Genomic DNA, 16,083 nt, shown 5'->3' with positions numbered 1-16,083 from the left:
AGACGATAATGTCACCGTCACTCGGACGGCGACGCGCGGAGAGGCACGCAATGGACGCGAACGGCCGGCAGGCTGTCCCGGCAGGGGAAACCGACACCTACGACTCGAAGCTGGCGCCGGTGCAGACCGCGACGTTCACCCGGCCGACCGCGCGGATGGTCGAGGCGCTGGACGACGTGAGCGCGGCGACGGCGTGCGCGAAGCTGCACCAGATGGGCATCACGCGAACCTTCCTCGACGGCCCGGTCCCGCTGCACCGGACGCCGGACGTCAAGGTGGTCGGCGGCGCGGTGACGCTGCAGTTCCTGCCGCAGCGCGAGGACGTTTTCTCCGGGACCGCGCAGGAGGACGCCGAGCGCAAGACGGCCCTGTGGCAGGTGCTGGAGTCGATCGAACCGGGTGACGTGCTGGTCGTTTCGGCGTTCGGCAGCCACTTCACCGGCTGTCTCGGCGACATGCTGGTGCGCTATTTCAAGCTGCGCGGCGGCGCCGGGATCGTGGTGGACGGCCGGGTGCGCGACGCCGCGCGGATCCGCGCGCTGGGTGTGCCGGTGTGGTGCACCGGGGTGACGCCGCACTACGCGTCGCAGACCGAACTGTTCCCGGCGGCGTTCAACGTCCCGGTCGGCGCCGGCGGCGCGTTGGTGACGCCGGGCGATCTGATCGTGGCCGACGAGGACGGCGCGGTGGTGGTGCCGCAGCAGAAGGCGGTGGCGATCGCCGAGGATTCTCTTGCACACCAGGACAAAGAAGCGTTCGCGCGACGTCGGCTGGACGAGGGCGGCCGGTTGTCCGACTACTACCCGCTGACCGGGCGCGGGCTGGAGGAGTACACGGCGGCGCGGACCTCCGGCTGATCAGCCGCCCCAGCGCGCGAGCCATCGCGCCGCCGCGCGCAGCGGGACGTCGATCGGCGCGATCTCCGGATGCCAGGCGCGTTCCCATTCCAGGGAAATCCAGCCGGACCACGGCCGCAGCAGACGTCCGCATTCCGCGAGCGGGACCTCCCCCTCGCCCGGCGGGACCGGCGTCAGCCCGGCGGCCGCGTCCTTGAGCTGGAAGTACCCGAGGTACTCCCCCAGCAGTGCCCGGGTCCGCGCCGGGGGTTCGCCGGCCCGCCACGGGTGCAGCGCGTCCCACAGGACCGCCACCCGTGCCGGGTCGGCGAACGGTTCGACCAGCCGCAGCACGGATTCGGCGGTCAGGTGGGAATCGTGGGTCTCGACGAGCAGCCGGACTCCCGCCGCGGCGAGGTCCGGCAGTACCGCGGCGATCCGTTCCACCGCACGGCCGTCCTCGCCGGTGCCGCCGGGGAAGACCCGGATCGCGGGGGCGTGCAGCCGCGCGGCAAGGTCGATCAGCGCGCGCAGTTCGTCCACCACGCCGGGGCCGGGTGCGCAGACCTGGACATAGCCGGCCAGCGCGGAAATCTCCAGCCCCGCTTCGCTGATCTGTTCGCGAACGGCCGCGGCATTGCTCAGTCCTAAGTGGACCTCCTCGTCCGCGTGCACCCGAAGTTCCAGCCCGGCACAACCGTGCGCGGCGGCGATCGCAGCCGACTCACGTACTGGAATGCCGGGCATCCCCAGTGTGCTCACCGCGAATTTCCAGTCTGCGCAAGCATTTCGGCTGTCTGCCACAGCAGTAATCTTACGCGGCTGCCGTCCCGCCGGTGGCCGGAGTCCGGCCGTGCCGCATCACAAAAGTCAGCAAAAGCGCGAGTACGCTGACGCCGAGCAGCACGAAGTACGCCGCCTGGTAGCCGGTGTCGCTGGTGATCGACTTACCGGAACTGATCTGGACCTGATTCGCGGCGGTAATCGAGCCGACGATGGCCGTACCGAGCGTGTTCATCACGCCGAGTGCGGTGTACAGCAACGAAGTCGTGACACCTTGCGCTTCGGCGGGCACCGCTTCGATGACGAGATTGTTGGCCCCAGCGTAGAGAAATCCGAGTCCGATGCCCATGAGCGCGGCGATCACCACGATCAGGACCGGTCCGCTCAACTGTCCGAAAAGGATCAGCACCACTCCCCCGAGCGTGCCGATAATCGAGGTGAGCAAAGCAGTTCTCGGCGCGAATCTCCGGCACACCCACCCGGCGGCGTAACCCGCGGCCGCGCCGACGAGTCCGAACGGAAGACCGTAGCTCACGCCGTATTCCAAAGCAGTCATACCCAGACCGCGCTCCGCGACCCCGGGAACGTGCGGAGTACGAAGCAACTGCGGGATGAGCACGGAACTGTTGGCGGTGGTGACGAAAATGGCGGTTCCCGAGGTGAGCAGTGTCAGCCACACCTTGGGTTGAGATACCAGCGTCAGATCGATCAAGGGCTCGGCACGGCGACGCTCGACAATCACGAAGAGCACCAGCAATACCACCGAAAGCGCCACGGCGTAACCGAGGTAATGCTTTTCCACCAACCCGAGCACGAGCACCGCCATCCCGGCCCCGAGCAGCAATCCGCCGGCGACGTCGATGCGCCGTTTGATCCGCACGCGGGTTTCGGGAACGACAAGCAGTACGAGCGTCGAGACGACGACGTCGTAGCCGAGCGTGAACCAGAAGGCGCTGCGGAACCCGTAGGCGTCGACCAAATACCCGCCCAGCAGCGGACCGCCGAACGCGGCGACGCCGGTACCGACACCGAGCGCGCCGACGCCGAGCGGCACCCATCGCGGCGGGAAGAGGTCGCGGATGAGGCCGTAACCGGCGACGTACGCGACGACGAACGCGGACTGGAGCACGCGTCCGGTGAGGAACAGCCAGTACACCGGCGCCAGCGCGCAGATCAGCGACCCGGCGCCGAACATGACGGCCGCGGCCAGGAGGACTTTCTTCTTGCCGTGCGCGTCGGCGAGTTTCCCGGCGATCGGGAGGAACACGAGCGACGCGACGAAGACGACGGTCATCACCAGCGCCACCTGGCCGGTGCCGAAGGCGGCGGCGATGTCGGGCAGGCCCACCCCGACGAGGGTGAACTCGAAGTTGGCGTTCTCGGTCAGGAGTGCGATCGCCACGACGATCAGCACGTAATACCCTTTCGACCGCTCTGCGGTGCGCGGTTCCTCAGCCATGCGCACCGATGTAACCGGCGGTCCGTCCGGATTGAGCGGGTCAGTCCCGCTGTCCGGGACTCACTCCGCCAACCGGTCGAGCGCTTGCTTGAGCTGCGGGATCCAGGCCTCGTGCTCCGGCTTCATCAACACCGAGCGGAGGATCGTCACCGTCTCGGAGTCGCGTTCGATCTCCGGGTGCAGCGCGGCGAAAGCGTCCGCGTCCACGCGCAAAGTGGACAGATACAGCGGGTTTTCCGTGTCGGCCATACCGTTCTGGAGGATAGTGTTGGCGGATTCGGTGATCTCGCTCATCCGGGCGCGGCGAGGCCAGTAGGTGACAATGTCCAAAGTGGGCTCGAGGTGCAAGGCGAACCGGTCGGATTCCTTGATGCGGGCGGCGAAATCGTTCGCTGCCCGGCGGCAGGCGGCCAGCATCTTCCCGAGGCCGCGGTCGCGTTCCAGCGGAAATGCCTGCAGGGTAAGCCAAAGTGCGCCTGCAGCGGCACCGGCGCGGGAGCATTCCAGGGAGATCTCTCCGAGGTGCAACTCGTCGGAAGTGAAGTAGGTATAGGGAGAATCGTGTTTGTAGAACCGGCCGACCGCCGGGTCCGCGAACAACACCGCGCCGCATCCGTACGGCTGGAGCCCGTGCTTGTGCGGGTCGACCACGACAGAATCGCACGAGCCGATCGCACGGTAGGCCTCATATTCGTCCAGCAAGGTATAGAACCCGCCGTACGCGCCGTCGACATGCAGGCGGACGCCGTAACGTTCCTTCAGCGCAAGAGCTTGCTGGATGTCATCGACCGCCCCGAGCCCGGTAGTTCCTGGGGTCAACACGACGGTCCCGACCCCGCCGCCGCGGACTTCGGCTTCGACCGCTGACAGATCAACGCGCCCGTCGGGAAGTGCCCGAACCGCGCGGGATTCGACGCCGAGCACCTGGCACATGCGGCCGTGCGTGTAGTGCGCGTCCTGCGAATGGACGACCGCCTTGCCCGGGGCGAGTTCGCGGGCGACCCAAAGGGCTTCGAGGTTCGCGATCGTCCCGCTGGAGGTGAGATGCCCGAGCGACGGCTGCGCGAACCCGAACATCCGCGCCAGGTCCGCGATGACCTCGACCTCCATCGGCGAGGTGGCCTGCGAGGCGTCGAGCGCGTGGTTGTTCGGGTTGACCACCATCGCGGCGAGGTAGGCGGCGACCGCGACCGGATGCGGCGGTTTCAGCATCTGGCCCGCGTAGCGGGGGTGGAAGAAGGGGAAGGACGCGTCCATGCGGGCGGCGTAGTCCTCCAGCAGCGCGGGGAGGTCGACGTCCGGCCGGCTCGCCGGGGACGGGGTGTAGGGACCCCATTTGCGTTCCCACGCCTCGACGCCGAGGAGAGCCTGGTCGATCAGTTCGCGCCGGTCCATGCGTCACCTCGTCGGTCGCCGGTTGCTGCCTCTCGGGCACCCTATCGACCCGAGGGCAGCGGATTGGGCTTCTCGCGCCGGCGATCTAAGGTGTGACGACGTTTCTTCCGCGCGGTGAGGAGCTTTCCCATGACCGATGGCCCGGAGTCCGGACCCGCGCCGCAGCAGATGCCGCCGGGAGAACCCGCTCCGATGCCGGGACCCGCGCCGCAACCGGTGCAGTGGGCCGGACAGCCGCAGCAATGGGCCGGGCAGCCGAACGCCCAGCAGTATCCGAGCCCCTATCCGCCCGCCCAGCCGTGGGCCGCGCCCGCTCCGGCGAACGGCGTCTGGCTGGGCGTCGCGGCGCTGGTGCTGGGCCTCCTCGGCTGCGTGCTCCCGCTGCTGCCGATCGACCTGTCCGGCATCCGGGCGTACCTCGCGCTCCCCTTCGGGTTGGCCGGGCTGGCCTGCGGACTCGTCGGCGTCATCGGACGACGCACCGCGAAGCCGTTGTCGGCGGTGGGCATCGCGGTGTCGGCGATCGCGCTGATCCTCGGCATGATCATGCTCAGCAACCAGCTCGTCGGATGAGGGCCGTTCTGCCCTGAGCGGAACGGCTGTCCATCCGGCCCCGGCGGATGCCAGGCTGGGCTTATGGCGGACATCCTTCCTTTCCACCAGCGCCGCGCCCCCGTCCGGGACGACGAGGCCGAACCGCTGTGGCGCGAGGTGCTCGGCCGCAGTCTCCGCGCCGAGCGGGAGACACAGGGCGAGCGGCTCGTCGACGTCGCCGAGCGGGCCGGGATCTCGCCGCAGTACCTGTCCGAGATCGAGCGCGGCCGGAAGGAACCGTCGAGCGAGATGATCGCCGCGGTGACGGGTGCGCTCGGGGTGAACCTGGCCGGTCTGCTGAACGGGATCGCCGGGGACATCCGGCGGATCAGCGTGGTGGGACCGCGCCCGGCGCGCCGTCCGGCCGGACCCGTGCTGATGGCCGCCTGAACCACGGTCCGCCGCCGCCGAACTGGCCGGTTCAAGTCCGTGCGGGGCCCCTTGGGGGAATCAGGTTCCGATGCCAGGGACTTAAGGCGGCGCTGCGGGTGCGGTTTGCCCAGGTCGGCGGAGTCGGGCGTCCGTGAGGGGAACCCTGAGGGACTCTGAGTCCCTCAGGGTTCCCCTCACGCAACGCAGGCCGGAACCCCAGACCGGCCCGCGAACCCCGCCTCACGGACGAGCGGCGATCACCTGGTCCGCCAGCCCGTACTCCACCGCGCCGGCCGCGTCGAACACCCGGTCCCGGTCGGTGTCGTGCCGCAATTCCGCCACGTCGTGGCCGGTGTGCCGGGACGTGATCTCCTCCAGTTGCGTCCGGACCCGGACCACCTCGTCCGCCTGCAGGATCAGGTCCGGGATCGTCCCGCGTCCCTGCGCGGCGGGCTGATGCAGCACCACCCGCGCGTGCGGCAGCACCGATCGCCGCCCTTCCGCACCGGCGGCCAGCAGCACCGCGCCCGTCGCGACCGCCTGGCCGACGCAGGTCGTCGCCACCGGGGCCTTGATGAAGCGCATCGTGTCGTACAGCGCGAGCATCGCGGCCGGGTCGCCGCCCTCGGAGTTGATGTACAGGTTGATTTCCTGTTCCGGGTTGTCCGACTCCAGGAACAGCAGCTGCGCGATCAACGCGTTCGCGACGCCCGAGTCGATCGCCGTGCCCAGGTACACGATCCGTTCGGACAGCAGGTGCGAGTAGACGTCCATGATCCGCTCGCCGCCGGGACTGCGGGTCACGACGTTCGGAATGGTGTAGGTGCTCATGCGCGTACCCCCAGGCCCATCGCGTGCGTGCGCACCGGCACGACCTGCTCCAGGCGGTCGACGATCTGGTCGATGAAGCCGTAGTCCCGCGCCTCGGCGGCGGTGTACCACCGGTCGTGCAGGGAATCGGCGAAAATGCGGTCGAACGGCTGGCCGGTGTCCTGCGCGGTGAGGCCCAGCACGGTGTCGCGGGTGTAGCGCAGGTCGTCGGCCTGCACCTCGACCTCCACGGCCGAGCCGCCGATTCCCGACGAACCCTGGTGCATCAGGATTCGCGCGTGCGGCAGGGCGAATCGCTTCCCGGGAGTGCCCGCGGACAGCAGGAACTGCCCGGCACTGCAGGCCAGCCCGAGCGCGAGCGTCGAGACGTCGCACGGCACCAGCCGCATCACGTCGCGGATCGCGAGCATCGACGGGACCGAACCGCCGGGTGAGTGGATCCACAACGCGATGTCCTTGACCGGGTCTTCGCCGGCGAGGGAGAGCATCTGGGTCGCGAGGACCGTCCCGTTGTCGTCGTCGAGCACGCCGTCCAGTACGAGGACCCGCTGGCTCAGGAACCGTTCCCGGAGCCGCTGGTCGAACATCGGCGGAGTCGATTCGTTGGTCATGCCTCGACTGTGCCGTCGCGGCCCCGGCCGCCGCTGCTTTCGCTGCCGACGGCAGATCTGCTGTGAGCAGCGCGGGAAGTCAGCCGGTTTTGCGGACGAGGTTCGTGTACCCGGCCAGCGCCAGCGTCGCGAGACCCCACACCGCGACCTGCACGCCCCAGATCGCGGCCGTGAAGACCTGGCCGGAAGCGCTCGCCGTGTCGAGGTCGCATTTGCTCCGCAGACCTGTCGGCGCGATCGGCAGACCCCGGTCGAGCCCCAAGCCGATCAACTCGATCGGCGAGCACGCGGCGCCGCTCGCGACTCGTTCCGCGGCGTGGTGCCCGGGCCGGGTTTCCGTTGTCCCAGCCCACAAACCGAGCACTCCGGCCGCGACGAGCGCGAGCAGCAACGCCGCCGCGGTGCGCCGCGCGCGGTAGCCGTATCCGGCCAGCGCGCCCCAGATCCAGTGGAACAGCCGCGACATCCGCCCGCCGAGAGCGTCCGGCGAACGGCGGCGCAGGTCGTCTTGCTGGGCGATCAGGATGGTGCGAGCGTTGCCGTCGTGGCCCGCGGTCCGTTCGACCGCCGCCAGCTTCTGGTAACCGGTAGCGTCGTAGTACTCGGTGTGGCAGCGGAGCAGGTGCAGCCACCGCCGCCAGCCGAACGACGGATCGATTGCCGCGTAAGTGAATCCGTCCAGCCAGGCCAGTTCGAAATGGGCGCAATCGGCACCGGTGCTGCCGTCGGGACAGACGAGGTCGCCCGGCATGAACACCGTCGTGGCCTTCGCGTCGGAGAGCCCGAGCAGCCTCCCCTCCGGCGACGTGACGCGCGTGGTCGCGGAGAACTCGAGCTGCCCGCCGATCTGCGCGCCCTGCAACCGCACCGCACCGATTTCGCCGTTGCCGACCAGTTCCGAGTCGCGGATCAGCATGCTGCGGCCGACGGTCAGGGTGTCCGCCTCGATAGCGGGTCCGATGTCGTTGGAGACCTTGATGCTTTGGCACTCAAGAGAACCGCCGATGCACGCGCCGTTGAGGTGGATCGCGCCGTCGGCCGACGAGCCGGTGATCCGCGTTCCCTGGTGCAGGTACAGGCCGCTGCCCAGCTCCGCCGAACTCGCCTCCAGCGCGAGCCCGTCCGGATTGGCGATCTCCGCGTCCCGGCACAGCAGGCTGCCGCCGATGCGCGCGCCGATCAGCCGGATCGCGCCGTCCGAGTTGGTGCCGGTGATCCGCACACCGTCGGACAGGTGCAGGTCGCCCGCGATCCGCACCCGGGACGCGTGCAGGCCCGGCATCCGCCCGCCGATCAAGTACAGGTGCGGCAGCGTCGCCTGGCGCACCTCTACCGGCTGGTCGAAGACACAGGTGAACAGCATCAGTCCGGCGGTCGCGGTGGCGCCGTCGAGGTTCAGTTCGCCGGTGATGCGGGCGCGGGCCAGCATGACCCCGCGCGGGTCGAGGTCGCCGTGCCTGCCGAGCAGCACGTCCCGCAGCACCTCCGCGCGCACGAGGTGGTCCGGGCTTTCGGTTTCGGCCAGGTCGGCGACGTCGATCTGGCCGGCGCCGAGCAGTTCGCCTTCCCGGGCCGACTCGACCAACCGGCGTTCGAAGTCGCTGAGATCGGTCACCCGGGGCGCAGTCACTCCCGAAATCATGCCTGGTCCGGAGTTCAGTCGCGACCGCGCTCGAGCTGGTCGGCGAGGTCTGCGAGTCCGTCGGCCTGGAGGTCGAACCGGTCGGCGGGAGCTGGCGGGTCGCCGACCGGACGGCCGACGTACGCGGTCCGGAATCCGGCTTCCTGCGCCCCGCGCAGGTCCCAGGCGTGCGCGGCGACCATCAGCAGCCGTTCCGGCGCGCGGCCAGCGACGTCGATGGCGAGCCGGTAGACGTCCGGAGCGGGCTTGTAGGTGCGGGCGTCCTCGGCGGACAGCACGGTGTGCCAGCGCAGCCCGGCCTTCGCGCACAGGTCGAGCAGCACGGTGCGGCTGGCGTTGGAAAGCCCGACCAGCGGGAATCGTTCGGCAAGGCGGGCGAGCCCGGCCACCGTGTCCGGCCACGGCGGGAGCTGGCGAGCCGCGAGCGCCAGTTCAGCCGCGTCCCCAGTGCCGACTGCGTCCGCGACGGCCTGCGCGGCTTCCCGGTCGATGACGTCGCTCGCGACGTACGGCCGTTCTCCGGCGACGATCCGGCCCTGCTCCTGCTCAACATGCTTCTGCCACACAGAAAGCAGCTGTTCGACCTCTGCGTCAGCGAGCGACGGCGCGAATTTCCGGATCCCCGCCCGGATTCCGGCCGGTTCGTCGACGAGTGTGCCGAGCACGTCGAACACGAGCACATCGATGTCCATGATCGCAACCTATCCGGACGTCCCGCACAGAGCAACCAGCGCCGTTCGCAGCCAGCGTCCGTATTCCGCCGCGGCCCAGTCCTGGACGCGACGCAGATGCACGATCGTGTCCGCGCACAGCAAGGCGTCCGTGGTGCTCGCGAGTTGTTCAATGTCCATAGTGGACGCAAGAAGGCCATCACGCCCCGCGCGGGACCAGAATTCCCGGCACAGTCGCGCCGTTTCGCGTCGCCCCGACTGTGCCGCCTCGGCGATTTCCGGCTCCGCGTCGCCGACGAGCGCTTCATCGATGCCCCGCCGGAACGACGCCGCCTTGGTGCCGAAGCGGACGTACACGGTCCTCGGCGCGACCCCGGCCTGGCGCGCGACCTGCGTCAGCGCGGTGGCCGCGTAGCCGTGTTCCAGAAACAGCTCCCGCGCCGTTACGCCGACCGGCGTCACCATGACGCATCCCCGCGGCGGACCGGACCGGCGAACAGGTCCGGCTGGCCAAGCACTAGTCCACTGTGGACAATTTACGCAACCCGAAGAACGCCGCGACCACCACCGCGAGCCCGATCACGTACGCGAGCACCAGCAACCCGACGCGGCCGCTGAAATTGCCGCCCACCGGCGGAAGCACGAGAGAGAACACTGCGACGAGCGCGATGAGCACGGACCGCACGCGCCCGGCAGGCAACGAAGCGGCGAGCGGAATCGCCGCCCACAGCAGGTACCACGGCTGCACCACCGGCCCGAAAATCACGACCACGCTCAGCATCAGCCCGAGCGAGCGGACCGGGTCGATCCGGCCGGTCCACTGACTCCGCAGCACCACGACGATCCCGGCCGCGGTGAGCACGTACCCGATGATTTTGCCGACGCCGATCATCGTCTGCGTGATGTGCGCGCCGAACAGCGAGCCGACGCCGCCGACGAGGAAGCCGAACCAGTTCGTGGGCGCCATCCAGCTGTTGACCGCTCCCGAGGTCGTCAGCGCCGACACCCAACTGAACCCGATCCCGGTCGCCAGCGAAACCGCCGCGGACACCGCCACGAAGACGACCACCATCCCCGCACCGGCGAGCAGGAACTCGCCGATCCGGCCGCGGCGTCGGGCGAGCGCCGTCCCGACCACGGCCAACGCGACCAGCGCGGGCACCTTCACCTCGGCGCCGAGCGCGATGAGCAGCACGCCGCCGGCGAGCGGCCACCAGCGGATCCGGTCGCCCACCGCTTCCAGCGCGACCGCCACGCCCGCGACCATCAGACCGATCATGAGGGCGTCGTTGTGCATCCCGGCGACCACGTGCCACAGAACCAGCGGGTTCAGCACGCCCAGCCACAACGCGACCCGCGGCGACGCGCCCGCCGCAGCCGCCAGGCGCGGCACTGCCCACGCGATCAGCACCAGCCCGGCCACCTCGACGAGCCGGTGCAGCGCGACGCCGACGATCGGATTCCCGCCGGACACCTGCGCGATGACCCGCTCGACCGCGCCGAACAACGGACCGTACGGCGACGGCGTCTCGCGCCAGTAAACGCTGACCCGGCCGACGATGTCCGACGCCGATCCCAGCGCCTGCTGCGGACCGACGACGTTGAGGTCGAACCCGTGCGCGGCCACCGCGCCCTGCGCGAGATAGCTGAAGACGTCGCCGCTGAACAGCGGCGGCACGACGAGCAACGGCCCGCACCACAACGCGAGCGTCCGCTTCAGCCAACCGGCGTCGGGGGTGTCCGAGGCGAGCACGCGCCCGCCGAGCAGCGCCCACGCGAGCACGACCAGGCCGACCCCAGCGATGCCGCCCGCGAACGGCAGCACCCCAGACATCCCGGCTGCCCCGGCGTACACCGCGGCGGCCAGCAGCAGCACCCCGCCGAAGCCGGTCCAGCGCAGGCTCCCCGCGGACGCGAAACCGAAGAACCGCACGGGCCGCGAGAGCGTGACCGGCTGACTACTCATCGAAGACCTGCGCACGACATGCGGCGATCGTAGTAGCCGCCTCCGCCAGCCCCCGCGCCACCGCCCGCGCGCGCCCCGGCTACCGGTACGTGAGGGGAACCCTGAGGGAATCTGATTCCCTCAGGGTTCCCCTCACGTACTTCACCGGGGCAGAGTCCACAAAGGACTTGGGGGTCAGTTCTGGTCGCGGTTGATGACGCCGCAGGCGTACCGGGAGCCCGCGTCGCCGGTCGCCTTGGTTTTCTCGTCCGGAACCGGTGCGCTCGGGTCGCCCCGGACGGCGTAGCGGTCGGCGGGGATGTTCGCGAAATTGTCGGACTTCGAGTGCACGATGATCGAGGTCCCGTCAGGACCGAACAGCTGGTCCAAGGTGAAGGTGTCGAGCACGAACTTCGTGTACCCGCGGCCGTTCGACCGCACGAGCACCGAAGGAAGCTGGCCGATGGGCAGTCCGGTGTGGTGGTCCATCGGCATCAGGTGGCCGCCCGCCGCGGTGAACGGGTTTTTCGGGTCGCCGACGGTGCAGTTTCCCTTTTCGTGGACGTGCATGCCGTGGAAACCGGGCGCGAAATGACCGGTGAGGTACACCTCGACCCAGACGGCCTTCGCCCGGCTGTCGGCGGTGAACCACGCGGAGCCGACGTCGTTGCCCTTGGCGTCCTTCAGCGTGGCGGAGGCGGAGTCGCCGTCGCGGTAAGCCGCACCGGCCGGCTGCCGGGCGGTGTCCGGCGACTGCTGGCCGAGCTGGCTGCTTGCCGCCGGCGCCACGCCCATGACCAGTGCGCAGGCACCCAACGCGCCTGCCACCAACTTAGTTCTGCGCACGGTATCTCCCTGAGGGCACTGGTGATCTATGACCGATACAGAATCGGGCCTCGCCTTCTCCGTGACCAGGGGCCAGATGGAACTAAAAGAATCCGGCACGCGGCGGAACGTCCATCTTGCGCGGAACTCTCGTTCAGGAAGAATGTTCGGCGATCAGCCGCTTCACCGTCTCGTACACCGGTTTCGGGGAATAATCGTCCCGCAGCAATCCGAACCGATTCTCCCGCGGGCCGCTCGACAACCCGTCCCGCAGCCCGAAAATCTCGTAGGTGTCCACGCCCGCCTCAGCTGCCAGTCCAAACACCGTGCGCGCGACGGATTCCATCACCTGGACCTGTTTTTCCTCCGAATTCTCCGGACCCGTCGGCCAACCGGTCTCGGTGATGTGCATCGGCACCGTCACCGGGACCCCGATCGCCGACGCGGATTCGCGAAACGACCGCACGACATGGGCCACCGCTCCGGCCAATGCGTCGGCGGGCACTGGCCGGAAGACGTCCGGAAAGAAGTCCAAGCCGAGGAAATCAATGCGATTCAGCACTTCTGGGTCTACCGCCGAGCGCACCGCTTCCCAGAACGGATCGCCGGGCAGCGCGACCGCGGCGTTGAACCCGATCAGCACGTCGGCCCCGAGCCGCGCCCGCTCGTCCACCGCCGCCGCGAGCCCGGCGCCGAGCGCCTCGTAACAGCCAGGACTGCCGCCGTCCAGCGGCGCGGCCACGTTGACCTCCTCGCAGACCTGCAGTTTCCCGCCGCCCGACTCGGCAACCTCGCGAACCGCCGCGCGCACCGCGTCGGCGAACCCGTCCGGATCGACCTCCGGACTGCCGTAGCCGAGCACGTAGTCCACCACTCGCCCGTCGCCGAGGTACGGCACCGCGTCCGGCGGCGTCGGCTCGTGCGCGCCCCGGTAGTGGCGATAGCACCGGACGTAGAACCGCTCCGTGCCTTTCGCCAGGTCCCGCAACGCTTCCGCCGTCCGTTCGACGTCCTCCGGCGGCGCGTCGATGAAGGTTTCCAGCCGCACCAGATCGGTGCTGACGACGCCGGGCCACACGCCAAAGGTGATCATGACCATCCCTCTCCAGTAGTCGTATACAAACAACCGTACTCGTATACGACTAGCGTGCGCTACCCTGGTCCGGTGCCGACGAACGCTCTCGACAACCCGCTAGTGCTGCCGATGCTCGGCCTGCTCGTGGAAACCCCGCGCCACCAGTACGCGCTCCTGCGCGAACTCCGCACGCGCTACCCGTTCCTGAACCCGAAGACGTCGACCGTCTACACGCTGGTCGGCACGCTGACCCGGCACGGACTCGTCGCGCCGGACGGCGACGGCGACCCGCGGCCGGTCCGGCTGACCGAAGACGGTCTCGCCGATTTCCGCGAGCGGATCGAACGGCAACTCCGCGACGCCGACCCGAACCTCGATTCCCGGTTCCTGATCGCGCTGGCCTACCTCGGCGCGCTTCCGCCGGCGCGCGCGGTCACCCTGCTGCACGACCGCGCAGAACGGGTCCGAGAACAGCACCGCGAGCTTTCCGCGACGCTCGATAATGCCGATTTGCCGGAAATGCAAATGATCGAGGTGCATTTCCTGGTTTCCCGGCTCCGCCACGACGCCGCGTGGCTCGCCCGCACCGCGGACCGGATCGAGAGCGGAGACCTCGTCCCGCCCCGGTGAGCACAGCTTTCATCGTGATTTCATCGCCGCCCCTTACCGTGCGCGAGTGCCCGGCGGAAGCCAGCCGGGCAAAGGCGAAGGCGGGGGTATGACCGGAGAATCCGGATCGGTGGTCGACGCCGCGTCGGCCGGGGTGGAGAACCTGGCGGGCTCGGCGCTCGCGGGACTCGACAAGGCGGGGCCGGTCGGCGACCTGGCCCGGCCGGTGGTGTCGGCGCTGCGCAACGTGTGGGAGGGCTACTTCGGGGCCCCGGTCCCGCCGGGCAGCACCAACTGGAACGCTTACACGCACCAGCAGCTGTACCAGATGCTGTGGGAGAAGGCCGACGTCGGCGACGTCAGCACGGTCGCCGCGGAATGGCAGCGGCACGGTTCGGAAATGCGCACGCACGCCGATTCGCTCAAATCGCAGCGGGGGACGCTGCACGAGAACTGGAGCGGACAGGCCGCCGAACGCGCGTCCGGGCGGCTGGGCTCGCTCGGCGATCGCGCGTCCGGGATCGGCGACCGCGCCGGGACCGTCGGCGGCGCGGCCCAGAACGCGGGCGATTCGCTCGCCGTCGCGCGCAACACCATGCCGAAGCCGCCAGGCGACCCGACTGGGGGCGCAGTCGCCGCCGCGGCGGCCGGAGCGGGTGCGGGCGCGGTCATCGGCGGGATTCTCGGAGCCGGGGCGGGCGGCATCGGCGCCGGTCCGGGCGCGTTGATGGGCGCGGCGATCGGCGCGGTCGCGGGCGGCGGGGCGAGCCTGTTCGCCTCGAATGTCGCCGCGGCGGAACAGAAAGCCGAAGCGGTGCACGTGATGCAGCGCTACGAAGCCAGCCTGCACAAGAGTTCGCACGCGATCAATCCGCCGCCCGCCGGGTCCACGACCGCGGATTCCTACGGCGCGGACGATTCGACCAGCGCCTCGAGCTACGCCGGTCCGCTCGGCGGGGCCGGATCGGGCGCGGGCAGCGGCATGCCGTGGGGAGCGCTGACCACCGCGGCCCCGGTCGAATCGGGCCTGTCGGCCGGAATTCGCTCCGCGCTCGGCATGGAGGGCGCGATGCTCGCCCGCAACGCCGCGATGGCGGAGATGGCCGCCGCTCGCGCGGCCAGCGGCAACGGCATGATGCCCGGCCGCGGCGCGGGCGCCTCGCAGGAGGAGGAAGAGGAGCACAAGAACAAGATGCCGGTGCTCGACCAGCCGCTCCTGCACCCCGAGGACAAGACCATCAGCCCGGTGATCGGGCTGTGATCGGCAAGAAAGACAGGAGCACCCGATGACCGGCCACGAGGTCGCCCCGAACGCGCTGGACCGCCAGGTCGCCGCGCTGGGCAGACTCGGCGAGCAGACCGGGGAACTCGTCGGTTCGGCGGGACGGCTCGCCGACCGGCTCCCGCAGCTGGGCACCGCGCCGCCCGCGCTGCACCTGGCCCAGCGGCTGCGCGAGGCCGCCGGACACGCCGGGCTGACCGGCGAGCTGGGCGCGGCGGACACCGAACTGACCGGGTTCCACGAGGCGCTGCAGGCAGGCATCCGGCGCTATCAGGAGCACGAATCCGGCGTGCAGCAAGCGTTCCAGCGGCTCGAACGGCAAGCCGAATGACCGCCGCACTGCCCCGGGTCGGCGACGAGACCGTCCACATCGGACTTGTCGAGGCCGACCTGCTGGCCACGCACGCCGGGGCGAGCTGGCCGTTTCCGTTGCAGGTACCGTCTTACGGGCGGATCGACGGCGAGCGCGAGATCCTGTTCGCCACTGCCGGGCAGGCGCTAAAGGCACGCGGGCTCGCCGACGACTCCGGGCCGGACGGCCTCGCCGCGGAAGCCGTGACCGCACTGCGCGAATGTCGCGGCATCGTTGATTTGGTGGTGGCGGACGCCGAGGGGGCGACCGCCGTCACCGCACTCGTCTACCGGTCCTCGGCGCTGATCTGCCGTCAGCGGCTCGAGGCCGACACGCTGTCGGTGCGCCGGGTGGACGAAACGGCGCTGGTGGACGCCGTACTCGCGGAAATCCCGAAGGTGGAGGCGGCCCGCACGATGCCGGTCACGCTGCCCGCGCACGCGGTGAAGGAGGCGATGGCGCTCACCGACGACGAGGACGACACCTCCCGTGCCCACCGCTTGCGCGACCTCGTCCGCGACAGCGGCGGCGACCCGGCGGCGCTGGACAGCCTCGTCGGCCTGGTCGTCCCGCTGACCGGCCGCGGCCAGCTCGGCGCGACCCGCGACGGGCGCACCCGGGAGGGCCGCGAACTGTCCTGGATGGACGGTCCGCGCGGCCGCGTCCGGATCAACCCCGCGCGCGACGGCTGGCTCAGCGTGAACTCGCTGCGCCAGGCCGACCTGCGCTTCGCCCTCGGCGAGCTGGCCACCGCCGCGCGGCGGCCGCGATGACCGCACCGAAACCGACCGGAGGACCTTC

At 69.9% G+C, this 16,083-nt stretch carries 18 protein-coding genes; 7 read left to right on the top strand and 11 right to left on the bottom strand.

Translation table 11 applies throughout. The features are described from left to right. Window positions 1–50 precede the first annotated feature (50 nt). Window positions 51–857, top strand: a complete 807-nt coding sequence (locus tag ACFORO_RS03815; protein ID WP_377869494.1) for an RraA family protein — start codon at window positions 51–53, stop codon at window positions 855–857. Here the strand turns inward: ACFORO_RS03815 and ACFORO_RS03810 are convergent, their stop codons facing one another. From ACFORO_RS03810 to ACFORO_RS03800, 3 genes are read right to left on the bottom strand one after another with little or no spacing between them, the layout of a single operon-like run. Then, window positions 858–1,598 (bottom strand): sugar phosphate isomerase/epimerase family protein, encoded by a 741-nt coding sequence (locus ACFORO_RS03810; RefSeq protein ID WP_377869493.1) that lies wholly within the window; start codon window positions 1,596–1,598, stop codon window positions 858–860. Between the two features lie 52 nt (window positions 1,599–1,650). Then, complete coding sequence (locus ACFORO_RS03805; protein ID WP_377869492.1) at window positions 1,651–3,078, bottom strand: MFS transporter; 1,428 nt, start codon at window positions 3,076–3,078, stop codon at window positions 1,651–1,653. Window positions 3,079–3,138: 60 nt separating this feature from the next. After that, window positions 3,139–4,473, bottom strand: coding sequence for a pyridoxal phosphate-dependent decarboxylase family protein (locus ACFORO_RS03800; protein WP_377869491.1), 1,335 nt, complete (start codon window positions 4,471–4,473; stop codon window positions 3,139–3,141). A gap of 129 nt (window positions 4,474–4,602) precedes the next feature. Here ACFORO_RS03800 and ACFORO_RS03795 point away from each other — a divergent pair, with 129 nt between their 5' ends. Both ACFORO_RS03795 and ACFORO_RS03790 read left to right on the top strand, forming a co-directional pair. Continuing rightward, complete coding sequence (locus ACFORO_RS03795) at window positions 4,603–5,046, top strand: hypothetical protein (protein ID WP_377869490.1); 444 nt, start codon at window positions 4,603–4,605, stop codon at window positions 5,044–5,046. A 63-nt stretch (window positions 5,047–5,109) separates the two neighbouring features. After that, complete coding sequence (locus ACFORO_RS03790; protein WP_354741405.1) at window positions 5,110–5,457, top strand: helix-turn-helix domain-containing protein; 348 nt, start codon at window positions 5,110–5,112, stop codon at window positions 5,455–5,457. Window positions 5,458–5,679: 222 nt separating this feature from the next. Here ACFORO_RS03790 and ACFORO_RS03785 read toward each other — a convergent pair whose 3' ends face one another. The 8 genes from ACFORO_RS03785 to ACFORO_RS03750 form a co-directional block, all read right to left on the bottom strand. Beyond that, window positions 5,680–6,270, bottom strand: coding sequence for a ClpP family protease (locus ACFORO_RS03785; RefSeq protein ID WP_344266854.1), 591 nt, complete (start codon window positions 6,268–6,270; stop codon window positions 5,680–5,682). Then, complete coding sequence (locus ACFORO_RS03780) at window positions 6,267–6,881, bottom strand: ClpP family protease (RefSeq protein ID WP_354741407.1); 615 nt, start codon at window positions 6,879–6,881, stop codon at window positions 6,267–6,269. Before ACFORO_RS03780 ends, ACFORO_RS03785 begins: the two co-directional genes overlap by 4 nt. Window positions 6,882–6,960: 79 nt before the next feature. Beyond that, window positions 6,961–8,511, bottom strand: coding sequence for a hypothetical protein (locus tag ACFORO_RS03775; protein WP_377869489.1), 1,551 nt, complete (start codon window positions 8,509–8,511; stop codon window positions 6,961–6,963). 26 nt (window positions 8,512–8,537) lie between these two features. Beyond that, on the bottom strand, window positions 8,538–9,215 hold the full coding sequence (locus ACFORO_RS03770) for a haloacid dehalogenase type II (protein ID WP_377869488.1): 678 nt from the start codon (window positions 9,213–9,215) through the stop codon (window positions 8,538–8,540). A 9-nt stretch (window positions 9,216–9,224) separates the two neighbouring features. Then, a complete protein-coding gene (locus tag ACFORO_RS03765; protein WP_377869487.1) occupies window positions 9,225–9,659 on the bottom strand; it encodes a TetR/AcrR family transcriptional regulator in 435 nt (144 codons plus the stop codon). Window positions 9,660–9,711: 52 nt separating this feature from the next. Then, window positions 9,712–11,160 carry a polyprenol phosphomannose-dependent alpha 1,6 mannosyltransferase MptB gene (gene mptB, locus ACFORO_RS03760; RefSeq protein ID WP_377896485.1) on the bottom strand — a complete coding sequence of 483 codons (1,449 nt, stop codon included), beginning with the start codon at window positions 11,158–11,160 and terminating at the stop codon, window positions 9,712–9,714. Between the two features lie 174 nt (window positions 11,161–11,334). After that, window positions 11,335–11,985, bottom strand: a complete 651-nt coding sequence (locus tag ACFORO_RS03755; RefSeq protein ID WP_377869485.1) for a superoxide dismutase family protein — start codon at window positions 11,983–11,985, stop codon at window positions 11,335–11,337. Between the two features lie 133 nt (window positions 11,986–12,118). Continuing rightward, window positions 12,119–13,057 carry a hypothetical protein gene (locus tag ACFORO_RS03750; protein WP_377869484.1) on the bottom strand — a complete coding sequence of 313 codons (939 nt, stop codon included), beginning with the start codon at window positions 13,055–13,057 and terminating at the stop codon, window positions 12,119–12,121. 72 nt (window positions 13,058–13,129) lie between these two features. Between ACFORO_RS03750 and ACFORO_RS03745 the strand changes: the two genes are divergently transcribed. The 4 genes from ACFORO_RS03745 to ACFORO_RS03730 all read left to right on the top strand — a co-directional run bounded on the left by ACFORO_RS03745 (window position 13,130) and on the right by ACFORO_RS03730 (window position 16,055). Next, on the top strand, window positions 13,130–13,669 hold the full coding sequence (locus tag ACFORO_RS03745) for a PadR family transcriptional regulator (RefSeq protein WP_377869483.1): 540 nt from the start codon (window positions 13,130–13,132) through the stop codon (window positions 13,667–13,669). An 88-nt stretch (window positions 13,670–13,757) separates the two neighbouring features. Continuing rightward, window positions 13,758–14,909 (top strand): WXG100 family type VII secretion target, encoded by a 1,152-nt coding sequence (locus ACFORO_RS03740; protein ID WP_354741423.1) that lies wholly within the window; start codon window positions 13,758–13,760, stop codon window positions 14,907–14,909. A 25-nt stretch (window positions 14,910–14,934) separates the two neighbouring features. Further along, window positions 14,935–15,261, top strand: a complete 327-nt coding sequence (locus ACFORO_RS03735; protein ID WP_116203433.1) for a hypothetical protein — start codon at window positions 14,935–14,937, stop codon at window positions 15,259–15,261. After that, complete coding sequence (locus ACFORO_RS03730; protein ID WP_377869481.1) at window positions 15,258–16,055, top strand: ESX secretion-associated protein EspG; 798 nt, start codon at window positions 15,258–15,260, stop codon at window positions 16,053–16,055. Before ACFORO_RS03735 ends, ACFORO_RS03730 begins: the two co-directional genes overlap by 4 nt. The last annotated feature ends 28 nt before the right edge of the window (window positions 16,056–16,083 follow it).

This window comes from Amycolatopsis halotolerans, assembly GCF_042647905.1.
GTDB classification, from domain to species: Bacteria; Actinomycetota; Actinomycetes; order Mycobacteriales; family Pseudonocardiaceae; genus Amycolatopsis; species Amycolatopsis halotolerans.
Note: the sequence above shows the minus strand (reverse complement) of the source record. Positions and strands in the feature narration are given on the sequence as shown.